The sequence below is a fragment of the Nonomuraea sp. B10E15 genome, from assembly GCF_039871615.1.
GTDB lineage: Bacteria > Actinomycetota > Actinomycetes > Streptosporangiales > Streptosporangiaceae > Nonomuraea.
The window spans coordinates 51,576-68,395 of the sequence record NZ_JBDPMB010000026.1; the positions used below are offsets into that span (position 1 = coordinate 51,576).

The following is a 16,820-nucleotide window of genomic DNA, read 5'->3' on the forward strand; positions in this document are numbered from 1 at the left end:
GTGAGGACGTATACCATGCTTCATCCCGAGCAGGCTCACCCGGCAGAGAACCAGTGGGGACTGCTGGTCGAGTACGGGCACGGGCTCCAACTCGGCTTCCACGCCCTCTGGGTCGAGTCCGACGATCCGGAGGAACTGTCCCACCGATTCCAGGTAGATCTGGAATCGCGTTTGGAATGCAACTTGGAAACGCTGGCGGGGACGTACGAAGGCCCTCCTGCGAAAGGCATCTGGATCGGCCCGCACGCGCCCGGCTGGACACATGTATTCGTCTTCGGTCTTTACTCCGGCCATCCCGCGATCCGCAATCTCGGTAGGCATCGGGCCTTCCAGATGAACTTCTGGGGAGAAGTAGGTGAAGGGCTTGAGCCGTTGCACCTCCACTATGACGGTGAACTGATCGATGATGTCATGCCGCCGTACGAGGAAGGCGGATATATGGCCCTCCCCGACTACCGGCCCTTCACAGCAGGGCTGGAGCTCGATCCCGACACCAAACTTGAGCAGGATGTCCATACCTTGTGGTGCTTGGTGGGCCGGATCACGGGACGCTTCGCAGACCGGGAATGGTGGACGTCGACGCGTACCTTCTACCGCATCCCCGGCAGGGCATGAGAGGGATCCGGTGCCCCGGGGTGGACGGTGCCGGTCTTCACGCCAGTCATGATCGAGAGTCGCCCCGCACGCGTGTCCGACTTGTCGGCATGGAACGGCTCTCGGCGAGGAGGCGTACGTGCTCGTCGGCGGCACGCCGCGCGTCCGTGCGGGCGATGACCGTCGTGGTGCCATGCGGGCCGCGAGCATGGTCGAAGAGCGTCTGCTGGGCGAAGCGGGCGAGTTCGCGGGTGGCCGGTGACAAGGCGTGGCCGCGGCGCGTGACGAGCGCGATCGTGTCGTACATCGGTTCGGCGAACCGGGCCACGTGCAGGCCGACCGGGAAGGTGGCGCTGGCGACCGCCGCCCGGCACGCGAGCGTGTCACCCACCCCGGCCTGGACCAGGGTGAGGGCCGAGGCGAGGTGTTCGACCTCGATGAGGGGTTCGATGCTGACGCCCGAGAGCCGGGCCCGGGTGGCGAGCTGGCGGCGCGCGGGGTCGGTGTCGCCGTAGTGGGCGTCGTAAAGGATCATGGGGGCGGTCGCCACGTCGGCGATGGTGCGCGGGGTGGCGGCGCGGCCGGCGTCCGCGGTGATGTAGACGACCTCGTCGCGCACCAGCGGGGTCACTGCGAGGCCTTCATGGTCGACCGGCAGCGTCACCATTCCGGCCTCGATCTCGCCTCGCTGGACGGCGGCGGCGGTCTCGGTGGAGTTCTGGCCCACGAGCCGGACCCGGACCGAGGGGTGGCGGCGGTGGAAGCGCAGGGCCAGCTCCGACAGCGCGTAGAACTCCGCGTTGCGCAGCAGGCCGAAGGTCGCCGTGCCGCCCTCCAGGTCGCGTAGCGCGCGCACGGCCGTGACACCTTGATCGGCGGCGGCCAGGGCCTGCTCGGCGAAGGGGGCGAGTTCGTCGCCCGCGAGCGTGCTGACCAGCCCTCGGCCCGCTCGGCGGAACAGTTCCATGCCCAGCTCGTCCTCCAGCCGGCGCACCAGCTCCGATACGGACGGCTGGGTGAGCCCGAGGCTGCGGGCCGCCGCGGTGAACGAACCGCCCTTGCGCGCCTCCATGAACGCCTGTAGCTGCTGCAGGGTCATAGGGAAACCCTATCGGTGGGACTGGAGTCGGCCCCGTTGTGCGATGTCCGGCCGCCGCCTATGCTCCCTGAAATCCCTTTTGACCAGCAGCGATGCGGATATTTCCTGGACAGGAGTGGCATGCGGAAGACAGTCAAGGGTACGGCGGCCGGCGTCGCCGTGGCGGCGGGTGCGCCCCCTCATGCGGTGGCCGCGGAGATCATCGACGATGTGCGGCGGAACGGGGACGCGGCGGTCCGCGCGCACTCCGAGCGGCTGGACCGGTGGGCGCCGGCCGACTTCCGGCTGGGCGAGGAGCAGATCGAAAAGTCGTTGCGCCAGGTGGACCGGCAGACCCTCGCCGACATCGAAGAGGTGCAGGCGAACGTCCGAAGGTTCGCCGAGCGGCAGCGGGCCTCGCTGCGCGACTTCGAGGAGGAGACCCAGCCCGGCGTGCTGCTCGGGCAGCGCAGCATCCCGGTGGGTGCGGTGGGCGCGTACGTGCCGGGCGGGCGGTACCCGCTGCTGGCCTCAGCGCACATGACGATCGTGCCGGCCAAGGTCGCCGGCGTGCCGAGGGTGGCCGCCTGCACGCCGGTCACCGGGGGCGAGCTGCCACACGCCACGATCGCCGCGATCCACCTGGCGGGGGCAGATGAGGTCTACCTGCTGGGCGGGGTGCAGGCGGTGGCGGCGCTGGCGCTGGGGACGGAGTCGATCCAGCGGGTGGACATGCTGGTGGGACCCGGCAACGCCTACGTCGCCGAGGCCAAGCGCCAGTTGTTCGGCCAGGTCGGTATCGACCTGTTCGCCGGGCCGACCGAGGTGCTGATCGTGGCCGACGACAGCGCCGACCCGTTCACGGTGGCCGTGGACCTGCTGAGCCAGGCCGAGCACGGCCCCGACTCGCCGGCCGTCCTCATCACCACCTCGGACGGCCTGGCTGAGGCGACGCTGCGCGAGGTGGACGAGCAACTGGCGAAACTGCCCACCCGTGACGTGGCCGGGCCGGCCTGGCGGGATCACGGCGAGGTCGTCGTGGTGGACGATCTGGATGAGGCGTTCGCCGTGGCGGACGAGTACGCCAGCGAGCACGTCCAGGTGCTGACCCGGGAGCCGCGCCTGGCCCTGGACCGGCTGCGCAACTACGGCTCGCTCTTCCTCGGGGAGCGCACGTGCGTCTCCTTCGGCGACAAGGTCATCGGCACCAACCACGTGCTGCCCACCAGGAGGGCCGCCCGCTACACGGGCGGGCTGTGGGTGGGCATGTACCTCAAGACCGTCACCTACCAGGAGGTGACCACCGACGCCGCCAGCGCCTACCTCGGCGAGCTGTGCGGCCGTGCCGCCCGGGCCGAACGCTTCGAGGGACACGCACGCTCGGGCGACCTGCGGGCCCTGCCCAAGGGACAGCGCCCGGCCTGGGCCTGACCTGCTGGGAGGAACCATGTCCATCGTCCGTACCGTGCTCGACGACATCGACCCGTCCGCCCTCGGGCACACCCAGCCGCACGAGCACCTGCTCGCCGACCTGTCCCGTCCGCTCCCCGCCCGCGCCACAACGAGCGAGCGGGCGATCGACAACGCGCCGATCACTCTGGACAACCACTACCGGGTACGCCGCCACCACACCTCCGAGGACCTCCGCCTCGACAGCGTGGACGTCGCCGTGGCCGAGCTACGGCCCTATACCGAGGCGGGCGGGCGCACCATCGTGGACGCCACCAGCATCGGGCTCGGCCGCGACCCGCGAGGGCTGGCCGCGGTGTCCCGGCGCAGCGGCGTGCACGTCGTCATGGGCTGCGGCTTCTACTACCGCGACTACCACCCGCACGACGTGACGAGCAGGGACCGGGACGACCTGGCCGCGGAGATCGTCTCCGACGTCCGTACCGGCGTCGGCGACACCGCGATCAAGGCGGGGATCATCGGGGAGATCGGGCTCAGCCATCCGCTGCACCCGCAGGAGGAGAAGGTGTTGCGGGCCGCCTGCGCGGCGCAGCGGGAGACCGGCGCGGCCCTGATGATCCACCCCGGCCGCGACCCGCGCTCGCCGGGGCAGGCGCTCGACATCATCGCCGCCGAGCACGTCGACCCGGCCCGGGTCATCATGAGCCACGTCGAGCGCACCGTCTTCTCCGCCGCCGAGATGCGGGCCATCGCGGCCAGCGGATGCTACGTGGAGTTCGACCTGTTCGGCCAGGAGTCCAGCTACTACTCGCTGGCGCCGATCGACATGCCGAACGACGCCACCCGCGTGGACTACATCGCCGATCTGATCGACGGCGGCTACGCGTCCCAGATCCTCATCTCCCAGGACATCTGCCACAAGACCAACCTGATGCGGTACGGCGGCGAAGGCTACGCCCACATCCTGGAGCACGTCCTGCCGCTCATGCGGCGCAAGGCCGTCAGCGACGCCCACATCGCACAGATCACCATGGCCAATCCCGCTCGCGCGCTCGCCTTCGCCCCCTGATCGCCAGGCTGAAAGGATGCACCCCTCGCCATGATCCGCGATTTCATCAGCCCGGACGGCACCACCGCGGCCCAGCGGCGCGTGCTGCTCGGCGCCAGTACAGGCCAGTTCGTCGAGTTCTACGACTTCGCGATCTACGGCTTCTCGGCCGTGGCCATCGCCGAGGCCTTCTTCCCCAGCCAGGACCCGGTCACCGGCCTGCTGGCGGCCTTCGCCGCCTACGGCGTCGCGTTCGTCGCACGTCCGCTGGGCGGGCTGTTCTTCGGCGTGCTCGCCGACCGCGCCGGCCGCCGGACCGTCCTGTACGCCACGCTCATCTGCATGGGCGTCGCCACCGCGCTCATCGGGCTGCTGCCCACGCACGCCGCGGCGGGGATCATCGGCCCCATCCTGCTCGTGGCGTGCCGGCTGGCGCAGGGCTTCTCCGCCGGTGGCGAGGCGGTCGGCGCGCCGTCGTTCGTGCTCGAACACGCGCCGTTCCGGCGCCGCGGCACCTGGATCGGCATCACGATCGCCGCCTCCGCCGCGACCTCGGTGATCGCCCTGGTCATCATCATGGCCATCTCCGGCGCGGTCTCGGACACCGCCTACGCCTCGTGGGGGTGGCGCATCCCCTTCCTGCTGGCCCTGCCGCTGTCGATGATCGGCATCTACATCCGCCGCCGTACCGAGGAAAGCCCTGTCTTCCAGGAACTGCGGCGCGGCAACGCGGTCGAGGCCAGCCCGGTACGGGGCAGCCTGCGCGGCAACTGGGGCCGGCTGGGACAGATCTTCGCCATCATGGCGCTGTCCGGCCTGGGCTTCTACGTGCTCGTCGGCTACTTCGTCACCTATCTGCAGAGCGTCGTCGGGCTGAGCCTGCTGCAGTCGCTGGCGGCCAACGCCGTGGCCCTGCTGTCGTTCTCCGTCCTGCTGCCGATCGGGGGCCGGCTGTCCGACCGGTACGGCCGCAAGCCCATGCTGATCATCGGGGCGGCGGCGGTCGCGGTCGTGGGGTTGCCCGCGTTCATGCTGGTCACCAGCGGTTCCTTCGGCACCGCAGTCATCGGGCAGCTGCTGCTGGCCGCGGCGCTGTGCACGTACGGCGGCGGCAGCTACACCTTCTTCGTCGAGCTGCTGCCCGCCGCGACCCGCGTGACGGGCGCCGCCATCAGCTACAACGTCGCCTTCGCGTTGTTCGGCGGCACCGCACCGTTCGTCGGCACCTGGCTGGTCGACCTCACCGGGAGCGACGTGGCACCCGGCTTCTACCTCGTCGCGGTGGCCGTCGCGGCCCTGGCGGTCGCCACGACGGCTCCCGAGACACGGGTGGAGGAACGGCCTGCCGCGAGCGCCGGGCACCGCCGAACCTGAACGCCACACATTTGTATGCATGTACACATGATTCGTACAGTCGTACATATGGCGTCTGATGATGCGGACGAGCGCTCGATGCGGGAACGGATGCTCGCCGGCGACCTGTACCTCGCCGACGATCCGGAGCTCGGCGAGCTCATGCTGCGCGCGGCGGACCTGATGGAGGCGTTCAACGCGTCCTCGGCCCGCGAACCGGGCGAGCGGCGGCGGCTGCTCACCGAGCTGCTGGGCGCCATCGGCGAGGGCACCGAGATCCGCCCGCCGCTGCGGGTCGACTACGGCAGCCACCTGCGCATAGGCGCCCGGTCCTTCGCCAACTACGGTCTGGTCGCCCTCGACGTCGCGCCGATCACCATCGGCGACGACGTGCAGATCGGCACGAACGTGCAGCTCATGACGCCGACCCACCCGGTCGACCCGGAGTTGCGGCGGGCCGGGTGGGAGGCCGCCCGGCCGATCACGATCGGGGACAACGTGTGGCTGGGCAGCGGGGCGATCGTCCTGGCCGGGGTCACCGTCGGCGACAACACCGTCGTCGGGGCCGGCGCGGTGGTCACCCGCGACCTGCCGGCGAACGCGGTCGCGGTGGGCAACCCGGCCCGGGTGATCCGCACCATCGAGCCGGGCTCGGGGCCGGATCGCGCGTGAACGGCTCCGCACCGTCACGGTCACCCGGCCTTCGGCGGCCGCGCCGGCACGACCCGGACCGGCGGGACCGGCTGATCGACGCCGCGCTCACCGTCATCGCCGAACGCGGCGTGACGGGCACGACGCACCGGGCGATCGCCCGCGCCGCCGACGTGCCGCTGGGCTCCATGACGCCCTGGAGGAGGTACTGGCCGAGGCGTTCACCCGGCATGCCGGGTCGGTCGCCCGCACCTTCGACGAGCGGCTCGGCACCGCTCCCGACCGCGAGGCAGCGATCGAGGCCGTCATCACGCTGGTGACCGGCGACCTGCTCGGCTCGCGGCACGACCTCGAGACGCCGGAGCAGATCCGCCACGCCGTTCACCGGTTCCTGCGCTGACCGTCCCGTCCCTCTTCGCCCGCACCACCCGTGATCGAGAGGGCGCCGGACCGTCCTGGAGGCCGTGGACGCGGGGCCCGCCGCAGCCGGGGGGTGCCGTTGATCTCTGACTTCGCGTGCAGTTGAATGAGCGGGTGCGTGCTGGGCGGGTGGTCTCCCCGGTTCTGGTGGGGCGGGAGAAGGAGCTCGCCCGGCTCTCCGCGCTGGTCGACAGGGCTCCCGCCGTCGCCGTCGTCGAGGGCGAGGCCGGCATCGGGAAGTCGAGGCTGACCGCCGAGCTGCTCGGCGGTCCCGCGGTGGCGGGCCTGCGGGTGCTGGCCGGGGCCTGCGTGCAGATCAGGGAGCCGTTCCCGCTGGGCCCCGTCGTCGAGGCGCTGCGCGGTCGCGCGGCCGAGCTGGCCGGGGCGGCGCTGTCGCCGGTCGCGGGGGCGCTGCGCGAGCTGCTGCCGGAGCTGGCAGGGGAGCTGCCGGAGACGCCGCCGCCGCTCGACGACCGGGCGGCCGAGCGGCACCGGGTGTTCCGGGGGCTCGTCGAGGTGCTCACCGCGCTCGGTCCCGCCGTCCTGGTGGTGGAGGACCTCCACTGGGCCGACGGCCAGACGGTGGAGTTCCTGACGTACCTGATGTCCGTGCTGCCGGACACGTTGCGGGTCGTGCTGACGTACCGGGGCGAGGAGGCTCCGGAGGCGGTGCGGGCGATCACGGCGCGCGCCCCCGACACGATCAAGGCCGAGCATCTGGTGCTGCCGCCGCTCGACGCCGCCCTGACGCGGGTGATGGCCTCGGCGATCCTCGAGGCGGAGGAGGTGACCGCTGAGTTCGCCGAGCACCTGTGCCTGCGGGCGTCCGGCCTGCCGCTGGCCGTGCAGGAGCTGCTGGCGCTGCTGCGCGACCGCGGCACGCTCATCCGGTGGGAGGGTGGCTGGGCGCGGCGGGCGCTGGAGGAGCTGGACGTGCCGAGCGGCGTGCGCGCCTCGGTGCGTGAACGGGTGGCCCGGCTGTCCCCCGGAGCCAAGGAGGTGGCAGAACGCGCCGCCGTGCTGCAGCTCCCGGTGCCGGTCGCCCTGCTGTCGGGGCCGGACGTCGGGGCGATCGACGAGGTGCTCGGCTCTGGGCTGCTCGCCGACACCGGCGGGCTGGTCGGTTTCCGTCACGTGCTGGCGGCGCAGGCGGTCTACGAGGCGATCCCGCTCGGCCGCCGGCAGGTGCTGCACGCGGCCGCCGCCGACACCGTACGCGGCCTGCGCCCGGTGCCGCTGGGCCGCCTGGCCCACCACCTGCGCCAGGCGGGCCGGGCCGGGCAGTGGGTCGAGGCCGCCATCGAGGCGGCCGAGCAGGCGTCGCGGCTGGGCGACGACGCCGAGGCCGCGCGCCTGCTGGAGGAGGTGCTGCGCGACGCCGACCTGCCGGCGGCGCGGCGGGCGGAGCTGACGGTGAAGCTCGGCTGGGCCGCCCTGGAACTGCTGCGCCCGCCGCCGGTCGCCGACCTGGTCACCGGCGCGCTGGAGCAGGACGTGCCGCCGCCGCTCCGGGGTCACCTGCGCATGCTGCTCGCGCTGCACCTGGAGCGCACCCGCACCGACAGCGCCCGCATCGGCGAGGCCTTCGCCCGGGCGGCCGAGGACCTGGCCGGCGAGCCGGGGCTGGCCGCGTGGGCCATGGCCGGGGTGGGCCGCCCGCCGAGCGGACTGCCGCCCGAGGAGAGCAGGTCGTGGCTGGAGCGGGCGCTCGCGACCCTGCCCGCCGTGGCCGATCCGGCCATGCGCATGCTGGTGCTGGGCAAGATCGCGATGATCTTCGTGGTGATGGGCGACCCGCGCTGGGCCGCCCTGGCCGGCGACCTGCTGCGGGAGACCGGCGGGCGGCGGCTGCTGCGCCGCGAGGTCAACGCCTACCGTTCGATCGGGGGCGCGGCCCTGTTCAGCGGGCACCACCGCGAGGGCCGCCGCCTGCTGACCGCGGCCGTCGAGGAGGGCGCCGAGCCCGACCTGCGCGAGCGGCTCGAACTGCGCTGCCTGGTCAACCTGGCCGCGGCCGACTACTTCGAGGGCTCCTGGCGCGGGCTGCCGGCCAGGATGCAGGAGCTGCGCGACCAGTTCGGCGACGAGCCGCACGAGCGCATCCTCGTCGACATCGTGACCGCCTGCCTGGCCGCGGTGCAGGGCCGCCAGGAGGCCGCGCTGCCGCCGCTGCTCGACGCCGCCGCCGAGGCCCGGGCCCGCGGCCAGTTCGACGATCTCGTGCTGCCGCTGACGATGCTGCTCAGGCTGGCCGCCGCGCGGGGCGAGCCGGAGCCGGCGATCGAGGCGGCCGTCGAGGCGGGCCGCCACTGGGAGGCGAGCGAGCTGTGGCCGGTGGCGGTCCGTGCGCTGCCCGCGCTGGCCGAGGCGCTGCTGGCGGCGGGCCGTCCCGGCGAGGCCGCCGACGTCGTCGCCCGGCACGCCGCCCGGCTGGCGGGGCTGGACGCGCCGCTGGCCGCGCCCGCGCTCGCGCACGCCCGCGGGCTGCTGGCCGCGGCGGACGAGCAGTGGGGGCGGGCGGCCGCGGAGTTCTCCGCCGCCGCCGACGCCTTCGAGCTGATCCCGGCACGGTACGAGGCCGCGCAGTCCGCCGAGCGGGCGGCCGCCTGCCTGTTCGCCCTCGACGGCCCGGAGGCCGCCGTCCGGCTCGGCCGGGCGGTCGCGACGTACGCGGAGCTCGGGGCGCGCTGGGACCTGGACCGCGCCACCGGGCTGGGCCGCAGGTGGGGCGTCCGCCCGGCGGCGCAGAGCGCGCCCGCGCCGGCCGGCAACGACCACGCGCTGTCGGCCCGGCAGGAGCAGGTGGCCCGGCTGGCGGCCGAGGGGCTGACGAACCAGCAGATCGCCAGGGAGCTGTTCCTGTCGCCCAAGACGGTGGACAAGCACGTGAGCGCGGCCATGCGGAAGGTCGGGGCGCGGTCGCGGACGGAGCTGGCCCGCCACCTCCTCCCCAGCGACTGAATCCCCAGATTGGGGATTTTTCCCCATAGGGCACCCCATACCCCACCCCCATCCGGCTGCACGACACTTTCGGCATGTCCGAAACCACCGACGAACCCGGGCAGCCGGACCCGGACGACCCCTCCCTTCCCTCCGAGCCCGAGGAGCCCCCGGAGCCTCCTCGCCCGCCGGACGGCTTCCAACCCGTCTGACCCCCTCCCTTCCCCCCGCCAGAAAGGCCACCATGGCACTGCCCCGCCCCCCGCTGGCGCGCCGGACAGCAGTCCTGCTGACCGCGCTCACCACGCTCGCCGGCGTGCTGACCGCCGGACCGGCGACCGCCACGACGCCGGCCGCCACCGCCGCCTCCACCGCGCAGGTCACCAAGGACGTCACCCTCTCCGGGGTGCGCGCCCAGAAGGTCGCCGTCACGCTGATCACCGGCGACAAGGTCCACCTCACCCGGTCCCCCGCCGGCCAGTACCGCGTCGAGGCAGCCCCCGGCACCCGCCAGGACGGCCGCCGCGTCAACCTGTTCACCCAGTTCACCCCGGACGGCGTCTTCGTGCTGCCGGACGACGCGATCGCCGCCGTCCAGGCCGGCCTCGTGGACAGACGCCTGTTCGACGTCAGGTACCTGGCCGAGAACGGCTACTCCGACGACGTGGCCAAGCGGCTGCCGGTGATCGTGCAGTACCCGGACGACCAGGCCGAGGCCGCCGTCAAGCGCTCGGCCGCCGCCGTCCCCGCCAGCGAGCCCACCCGGACGCTGGAGAGCATCCACGCCTCCGCCCTCGACGTCACCAAGGCAGAGACGGGCACGTTCTGGGAGGCCGTACGCGGCGGGCAGAGCGCCGGGCAGGGCCTGGCGAAGGTGCCCGGCACGCTACGCGGCGGCATCGCCAAACTCTGGCTGGACGCCAAGGTCAAGGCGGACCTTGACGTGAGCGTCCCGATGATCGGCGCACCCCAGGCGTGGGAGCGCGGCCAGGACGGGACCGGCGTGAAGATCGCCGTTCTGGACACCGGCGCGGACACCGGCCATCCCGACCTGGCCGGGAAGATCGCCGACAGCAGGTCGTTCGTCCCCGACCAGGCCGTCAAGGACGGGCACGGGCACGGCACGCACGTCGCCTCGACCATCGCCGGCACCGGCGCGGCCTCGGGCGGCAAGCGCAAGGGCGTCGCCCCCGGCGCGCAGCTCGTCGTCGGCAAGGTGCTCGACGACACCGGCTCCGGGCAGGAGTCGTGGATCATCGAGGGCATGGAGTGGGCCGCGCGCAGCGGCGCCAAGGCCGTCAGCATGAGCCTCGGCGGCTCGCCCAGCGACGGCACCGACCCGCTCAGCCAGGCCGTGAACGACCTGACCGCGGAGACCGGCACGCTGTTCGTGATCGCCGCGGGCAACCTGTACGAGGCCGAGACGATCAGCACGCCGGGCGCGGCCGACGCCGCGCTGACCGTTGGCGCCGTGGACAAGCAGGACCAGCTCGCCGGATTCTCCAGCCGCGGACCGCGCCCCGGCGGCGGCCTCAAGCCCGACATCGCCGCGCCCGGCGTGGACATCGTGGCCGCGCGGGCCGCCGGCACCTCCATGGGCGCCCCGGTGGACGAGCACTACACCGGCTCCTCCGGCACCTCCATGGCCACGCCGCACGTCGCCGGCGCCGTCGCGATCATGGCGCAGCGGCACCCGGACTGGACGGCGCAGCAGCTCAAGGCCGCCCTGATGTCCACCGCCAAGGACGACGGCTTCACCGTCTACGAGCAGGGCGCCGGCCGGGTCGACCTGGACCGCGCCACCCGTCAGCAGGTGTTCGCCGGCAGCGGCGGCGTGGACTTCGGCCTGCTGGAGGGCGGCAGCGCGCCGAAGACCGGCCAGATCTCCTACCGCAACCTGGGCGACCAGCCCGTCACGCTCACGCTGGAGGCGGCGATGAGCGGCGGCGCGAAGCCGGCGCTCGCCGACGCGACGCTGACCGTCCCCGCCGGCGGCACCGCCGGCACCACCGTCACCCTCGACCCGGCCGAGCTCCCCATCGGCACCTACAGCGGCGCCGTGACGGCCGAGGCCGACGGCGTGCGGCTCACCACGCCGCTCGGCGCGGTGCGGGACGTTCCCAAGTACGACCTGACCGTCCGCACCCTCGACCGGGACGGCAAGCCGCGCACCCCGACGGCCATGAGCGTCCTGGACGTCGAAGGCGGCAAGGGAGAGCTCGGCCCCCACCGCGTCGACGACGTCGGCGTGATCGTCACCCGGGTCCCCGCCGGCACCGTCAGCCTGCTGCAGGTGCTCGACTGGGTGGACGGCGACGACCGCGCCAACCGGGCCTGGCTGTTCGAGCCCGAGCTGACCGTCACCGGCGACACCGAGATCACCATCGACGCCCGCAAGGCCACCGAGATCAGCTTCAGCGCGCCGAAGACCGCGCAGCCGCTGAACAACACCTACGAGCTCTTCTTCCAGCGCACGCTGGCCAACGGCAAGGTCTTCGGCGGCACGCTGCTGTCGAACCGCCCGCTCGGCGGGTGGGAGAAGGTGTGGGCGCTGCCCACCGAGAAGGTCACCAAGGGAGCCTTCCGCTTCACCGGCCAGTGGGAGCTGGGCGTCCCCGAGGTCACCATGACCATGCGCGCATCCGGCCGCGGGTCGAAGCGCACGACCCTGCACCCGGTCTCCCGCGTCCACATGATCGACTCGGGCGAGCTGCATCCCGGGTACGTCCCGTTCGACGGCGTCAAGAACCTGCGGGTGGTCGACGCCGGCAAGGGTCGCCCCGAGGACCTCGCGGGCAAGGACCTGCGCGGCGCGCTCGTCCTGATCGACGCCGAGCCAGCGGAAGGACTCTTCGGAACGGCGTGCGGCCTGCAGGTCGAGCGCGTGGGCCCCATCAGGGACGCGGGCGCCGCCGGCATCCTGGCCTTCAACGAGAGGGCTTCCGTCTGCCCGATCCCGCTGCCCATCTCGCAGAAGCCGTTCAGCGGCCCGTACCTGCCGGTCAACATCCCCGTCGCCTACGTCTCCCACGCCGAGGGCACGAAGATCCGCGAGGCCGCCGGCCGGGGCGAGGTGACCGTACGGGCCGAGGGCACGCCGAACACGCCGTACTCCTACGTGTTCAAGCCGTACGCCGACGGGCGCATCCCGGCGTCGATGCGTTACAAGGTGACCGAGCGCCAGCTCCACCGGGTCGACTTCGACGTGCACGCCGGCCCGTACACGAAGTACATGAACTGGCGCAGCACCTGGAAGACCGACGACATCAGCTACACGGGCACCGGCACCAACATGCTGCACTGGTCGTCCCCGACGCCGGAGCGCAGGTCGCAGTGGGTCTGGCCGCTCGATCCCGAGATCGTGAGCGTCGCGGGCATGGCCGCGCTCGTCTCGTCCGAGCCCGGCGCCGAGGTCCAGGAGACCCGCTACCGCCACGACGTCTTCGACCGGCCGGGACACACCCGGCAGAAGTGGTTCGCCACCCCGAGCACGCCGGGCGCCTCGACGGCCTCCGGCAAGCTGTACGCGCTCGGCGGCGACCCGGACGCGACCCCGCTCGAGCAGCTCGTGATCGGGGTGCCGTGCGCGATCTGCGTGCACGACGGCAACCTGTGGGTGACTCCGTCCATGGTCAACGGGGTCGGGGAGCGGCGCGACGACGGCACCGCGTTCGGCGACCTGGCGCCCCAGTACGACCTGCACCTCTACCGCGACGGCAAGGAGATCCCGAACACGCCCGTGGAGTGGTTCGACAAGCTGCCGCGCTACCAGCTGCCCGAGGAGCAGGGCGTCTACCGGCTGACGGCCAAGAACGCGCTGCATGACATCGAGTGGACGTTCACCGCCCCGCCGGCCAGGGACCAGGTGAGGCCGGGCGTCAACTGCTACGCCTGGTTCATCGACGGGCCGGTCGAGCAGTGCCGCACCACCCCCGCGGTCTACGTCAGCTACGACCTCGGTGGCAGCCTGTCCTCCGCGAACACGGTCGCGGCCGGGCGCAGGCACACGTTCGAGCTGGAGGCCTACCACGGGCCGTCGGCGGCGAAGATGCCGGCGATCGCGGGCGTGCGGCTGTGGACCAGCACCGACGACGGCGCCACCTGGCAGCCCGCCGACCTCAAGCGGGGCCGGGACGGCGTCTACACCGCCCGGGCGAAGTACCCGGCCTACCGCGCCACCAAGGGCGCGGTGAGCCTGAAGGTGGAGGCGTGGGACGCGGCGGGCAACCGCGTCAAGCAGACCACGCTGCGCGCGTTCGACCTCCGCTGACCGGCGTGACCGCGGCCGCCCGCCCGGCGGCCGCGGTCACGTGCCTTCACCGGCCAGGCTCTCGCCCAGGGGGGTGCGCTCGTAGTGCACGGATCGGCCGGTCCGCGTCCGCGTGACCAGGCCGGATTCGCGCAGCACGGCCAGGTGGCCGCCGACCGCGCCCAGGCTGAGACCCAGCTGGCGGACCAGCTGCGTGGTCGTCGCCGGCGCCGCGAGCGCCCGCAGCACCTGCGCGCGGTGCGGGCCGACCAGCCGCGCCAGCGCCGCCGCACCGCTCTGCGGGGGCGGCGGCCCGAGCAGGTTCGCGACGCCACGCGCCGGATACACCAGGGCGTACGGCCAGGGCGGCTCGACGTAGCTGATGAGGGTGCCGAAGACGGTCGGCATCAGCAGCAGCCCTTTGCCGCCCAGCCGGTGCCGCTCCCACGTGTTCCGGGGGCCGGTGCGCACCTCGATCACGCCGTCGGCACCGTCGGCGCGCCAGCCCACCCGCGGATCCAGGTCGGACAGCGCCGCGGCCCAGCCGTACATGGCGAGGTGTCCGGCGCGGAGCAACAGGTCGCGCTCCAGCACTGTCCGCAGCCGCGGCCAGTCGGGCTCGACCAGCGCGTGCCAGGTCGCCTCGATCGCGTCAGAAAGCCGGGTGAGCACGTCCGGGGCGGCCAGGATCTGCTGGACGTGGCGCGGCGGCGTGCGCAGCCCGGCCAGGTTGCGGGCGATCTCCGCGCGAACCTGGCGCGGCGGGGTCGCCCGCACCCTGGCGAGTTCGCCGGCGAAGTCGGCGCCGGGGCCCGAAGGCGGAGGTTGGATGAAGTCGGCGTTGTAGCCGCCGGGCCGGAACAGCGTTGTGAGCGCCCTGACCGCGGGCGTCTCGCGGAGCAGCCGCTCGTACCGCGGCGCGATGCGCTCCGCCCATGGCCGCAGCGGCCCCGCCGGCTGCTTGCCCGCCGCGACCCGCAGCGCGTTCATCGCTTCGCCCAGCGGCGAGATGGCGTAGCGGGTGTGGGCCACGTCGACCGGCCCGACTTCGACGGCAAGCACCTTTCGCCTCCACGCGAAAGCTTAACGCCGCCGCCCGCACCGCCCCGAGACTGGCCCGCATGACGACACGCCAGGCCGCACCGGCGCGGGCCGCCACCTACCGCGAGGTGTTCGCGGTGGGCCAGTTCCGCGTGCTGTTCACCGGCTACACGCTCTTCCTCTGCGGCGAGACGGTGAAGATGCTCGCGCTCTCCGTGACCGTCTACGCCGGCACCGGCTCGCCCCTCCTGGCCGCGCTGGCCTACGTCGCCGGCTTCCTGCCCTACGCCCTCGGCGGCACGCTGCTGCTGGCGTACGCCGACCGGTGGCCGCCGCGGGCCGTGATGGTCGGGTACGACCTGGTCCGCGCCGCGGTCGCCGCCGTGCTCGCCGCGGGGGTGCTCTCCCCCACCGCGATGCTGGTGCTGGTGTTCGTCACCGGCATCCCCAGCGCGGTCGCCTCCGCGGCGCGCAGCGCGCTGCTGCCGGAACTGCTCGACGGCGACCGGTACGTGCTCGGCCGGGCCGTGTTCTCCATGGCCGCCGGCGGCACGCAGGTGCTCGGCTTCGCCGTGGGCGGGATGCTGATCGCGGCGCTCGGCCCGTACGGCGCGCTCTGGATCACCGTGGCGAGCTGCCTGCTGTCCGCCGCGCTGCTGCGCCTGCGGCTGGCCGGGCGGCCGCGCCGGGGCACGGCCGCGGGGTACGCGGTACGCGAGACCTGGCGCGTCAATCGCGACCTGCTGCGCCGGCCGGCGGTCCGCTCGCTCCTGCTGGCCCAGTGGTTGCCGCCCGCGCTCATGGTCGGCGCCGAGGGCGTGCTCGTCCCGTACGCCGTCCAGGTCGGCATGCCGGACTCGGCCGGGCTGCTGTTCACCGCCGTGGCGCTCGGCATGCTCACCGGCGACCTCGCGATCGGCCGGCTGGTCACCCCGGAACGAAGGGAACGGCTGGCCGGGCCGCTGGCGTTGCTGCTCGGCGCGCCGCTGCTCGGGTTCGTGCTCTCGCCCGGGCCGGTCACCGCGGCGCTGCTGCTCGCCGTGTCCGGGTTCGGGGTCGCGTACCAGCTGGGGCTGGCCCGGCGCTTCCTGAACGCGGTGCCGGAGGCGAACCGAGGCCAGGCCTTCGGGCTGGCGCTGACGGGGACCATGACGCTGCAGGGGCTGTTCGCGGCCGGCGGCGGGGCGTTGGCCGAGGTGTCGGCGCCCCGCCTGGTCGTCGGCGCGGCGGGCGCGGCGTCCCTGCTGGCCGTACTGGGTCTCTGGCGCGTGCTCGCGCCGCCGAGGCCGCGACGCCCGGCGGAGGGAGGGCGACGAAACCGCTCCTCAGGTCCCTGATCTGCTGGTCGGGGGTGATCAGCCCTCGGGCGGGCCGGGCGTTCGTGCGGGCTCGACGACGTCGTCGCCGAAGACCGCGGCGAGCGCCCTGCCGATCAGGCGGGGCAGATCGGTCCGCCCGTCGTCCGCGGCCCAGCGCACCAGCGCCGTGTGCAGGGCGGCCAGGCAGGCACTGGCCGCCGCCTGAGCCTGGAACGCCGTGTCGGGATCGGTGGCTTCGTCCCCCAGGGCGCTGATGATGGCCTGCTGGAGGGCGTACTGGTTGTCCAGGTGCTTGGCCCGCAGCGCGGGCGTCGAGATCATGAGCTGGAGGCGGACGAGCACGAACTCCCGGTCCGCCGTCACGTCGTCGCCGCTCAGCGCCGCTGCCGCGTCGACGAGCGCGCCGCCGATGCGGCGGACCAGAGGCTGCCCGGCGGACGAGGCGACGATCCGCTCGGCGATGAGCTCACCGAACTGGTCGACCAGCACGAGGTCTTCCTTGGTGGGGAAGTGCCGGTAGACGGTCATGGGCGACACGCCGGCCGCCTCGGCGACGTCGTTCATGGTCGTGGCGTCGTATCCGCGCTCGCTGAACAGCCGTATCGCGTGCGCCTGGATCGCGCGCTGCGTCTGTGCTCGTCGTCGCGCTCGCAGGGTTGATTGCTGGTCAGGCATGTGTTAGACACTACCAGACTGATAGTGACTACCATGTTGGTA

Annotated in this window: 11 protein-coding genes; 8 read left to right on the forward strand and 3 right to left on the reverse strand. The window is 73.1% G+C overall.

What is annotated here, in order from left to right; translation table 11 throughout:
• The first annotated feature begins 15 nt into the window (after positions 1 to 15).
• A complete protein-coding gene (locus ABGB14_RS42670; RefSeq protein ID WP_347649590.1) occupies positions 16 to 615 on the forward strand; it encodes a hypothetical protein in 600 nt (199 codons plus the stop codon).
• Positions 616 to 661: 46 nt separating this feature from the next.
• Here the strand turns inward: ABGB14_RS42670 and ABGB14_RS42675 are convergent, their stop codons facing one another.
• Complete coding sequence (locus ABGB14_RS42675; RefSeq protein ID WP_347649591.1) at positions 662 to 1,693, reverse strand: LysR family transcriptional regulator; 1,032 nt, start codon at positions 1,691 to 1,693, stop codon at positions 662 to 664.
• Between the two features lie 120 nt (positions 1,694 to 1,813).
• Between ABGB14_RS42675 and hisD the strand changes: the two genes are divergently transcribed.
• The 6 genes from hisD to ABGB14_RS42705 all read left to right on the forward strand — a co-directional run bounded on the left by hisD (position 1,814) and on the right by ABGB14_RS42705 (position 13,764).
• Positions 1,814 to 3,103: a histidinol dehydrogenase gene (hisD, locus tag ABGB14_RS42680; protein WP_347649592.1), complete on the forward strand. Its 1,290-nt coding sequence runs from the start codon at positions 1,814 to 1,816 to the stop codon at positions 3,101 to 3,103.
• A 16-nt stretch (positions 3,104 to 3,119) separates the two neighbouring features.
• Entirely contained in the window at positions 3,120 to 4,151 is a 1,032-nt protein-coding gene (locus ABGB14_RS42685) for a hypothetical protein (RefSeq protein ID WP_347649593.1), read from the forward strand.
• Positions 4,152 to 4,181: 30 nt separating this feature from the next.
• A complete protein-coding gene (locus ABGB14_RS42690) occupies positions 4,182 to 5,504 on the forward strand; it encodes an MFS transporter (RefSeq protein WP_347649594.1) in 1,323 nt (440 codons plus the stop codon).
• Between the two features lie 48 nt (positions 5,505 to 5,552).
• A complete protein-coding gene (locus ABGB14_RS42695) occupies positions 5,553 to 6,155 on the forward strand; it encodes a sugar O-acetyltransferase (protein ID WP_347649595.1) in 603 nt (200 codons plus the stop codon).
• Between the two features lie 513 nt (positions 6,156 to 6,668).
• Positions 6,669 to 9,515: an AAA family ATPase gene (locus tag ABGB14_RS42700; RefSeq protein WP_347649596.1), complete on the forward strand. Its 2,847-nt coding sequence runs from the start codon at positions 6,669 to 6,671 to the stop codon at positions 9,513 to 9,515.
• 223 nt (positions 9,516 to 9,738) lie between these two features.
• Positions 9,739 to 13,764, forward strand: a complete 4,026-nt coding sequence (locus tag ABGB14_RS42705) for a S8 family serine peptidase (RefSeq protein ID WP_347649597.1) — start codon at positions 9,739 to 9,741, stop codon at positions 13,762 to 13,764.
• Between the two features lie 36 nt (positions 13,765 to 13,800).
• Here ABGB14_RS42705 and ABGB14_RS42710 read toward each other — a convergent pair whose 3' ends face one another.
• On the reverse strand, positions 13,801 to 14,805 hold the full coding sequence (locus ABGB14_RS42710) for a helix-turn-helix domain-containing protein (RefSeq protein ID WP_347649598.1): 1,005 nt from the start codon (positions 14,803 to 14,805) through the stop codon (positions 13,801 to 13,803).
• 59 nt (positions 14,806 to 14,864) lie between these two features.
• On the opposite strand from ABGB14_RS42710, the gene ABGB14_RS42715 reads away from it, so the two are divergent.
• Positions 14,865 to 16,121: an MFS transporter gene (locus ABGB14_RS42715; protein ID WP_347649599.1), complete on the forward strand. Its 1,257-nt coding sequence runs from the start codon at positions 14,865 to 14,867 to the stop codon at positions 16,119 to 16,121.
• Positions 16,122 to 16,139: 18 nt separating this feature from the next.
• Here ABGB14_RS42715 and ABGB14_RS42720 read toward each other — a convergent pair whose 3' ends face one another.
• On the reverse strand, positions 16,140 to 16,778 hold the full coding sequence (locus ABGB14_RS42720) for a helix-turn-helix domain-containing protein (RefSeq protein WP_347649600.1): 639 nt from the start codon (positions 16,776 to 16,778) through the stop codon (positions 16,140 to 16,142).
• Positions 16,779 to 16,820: the final 42 nt, after the last annotated feature.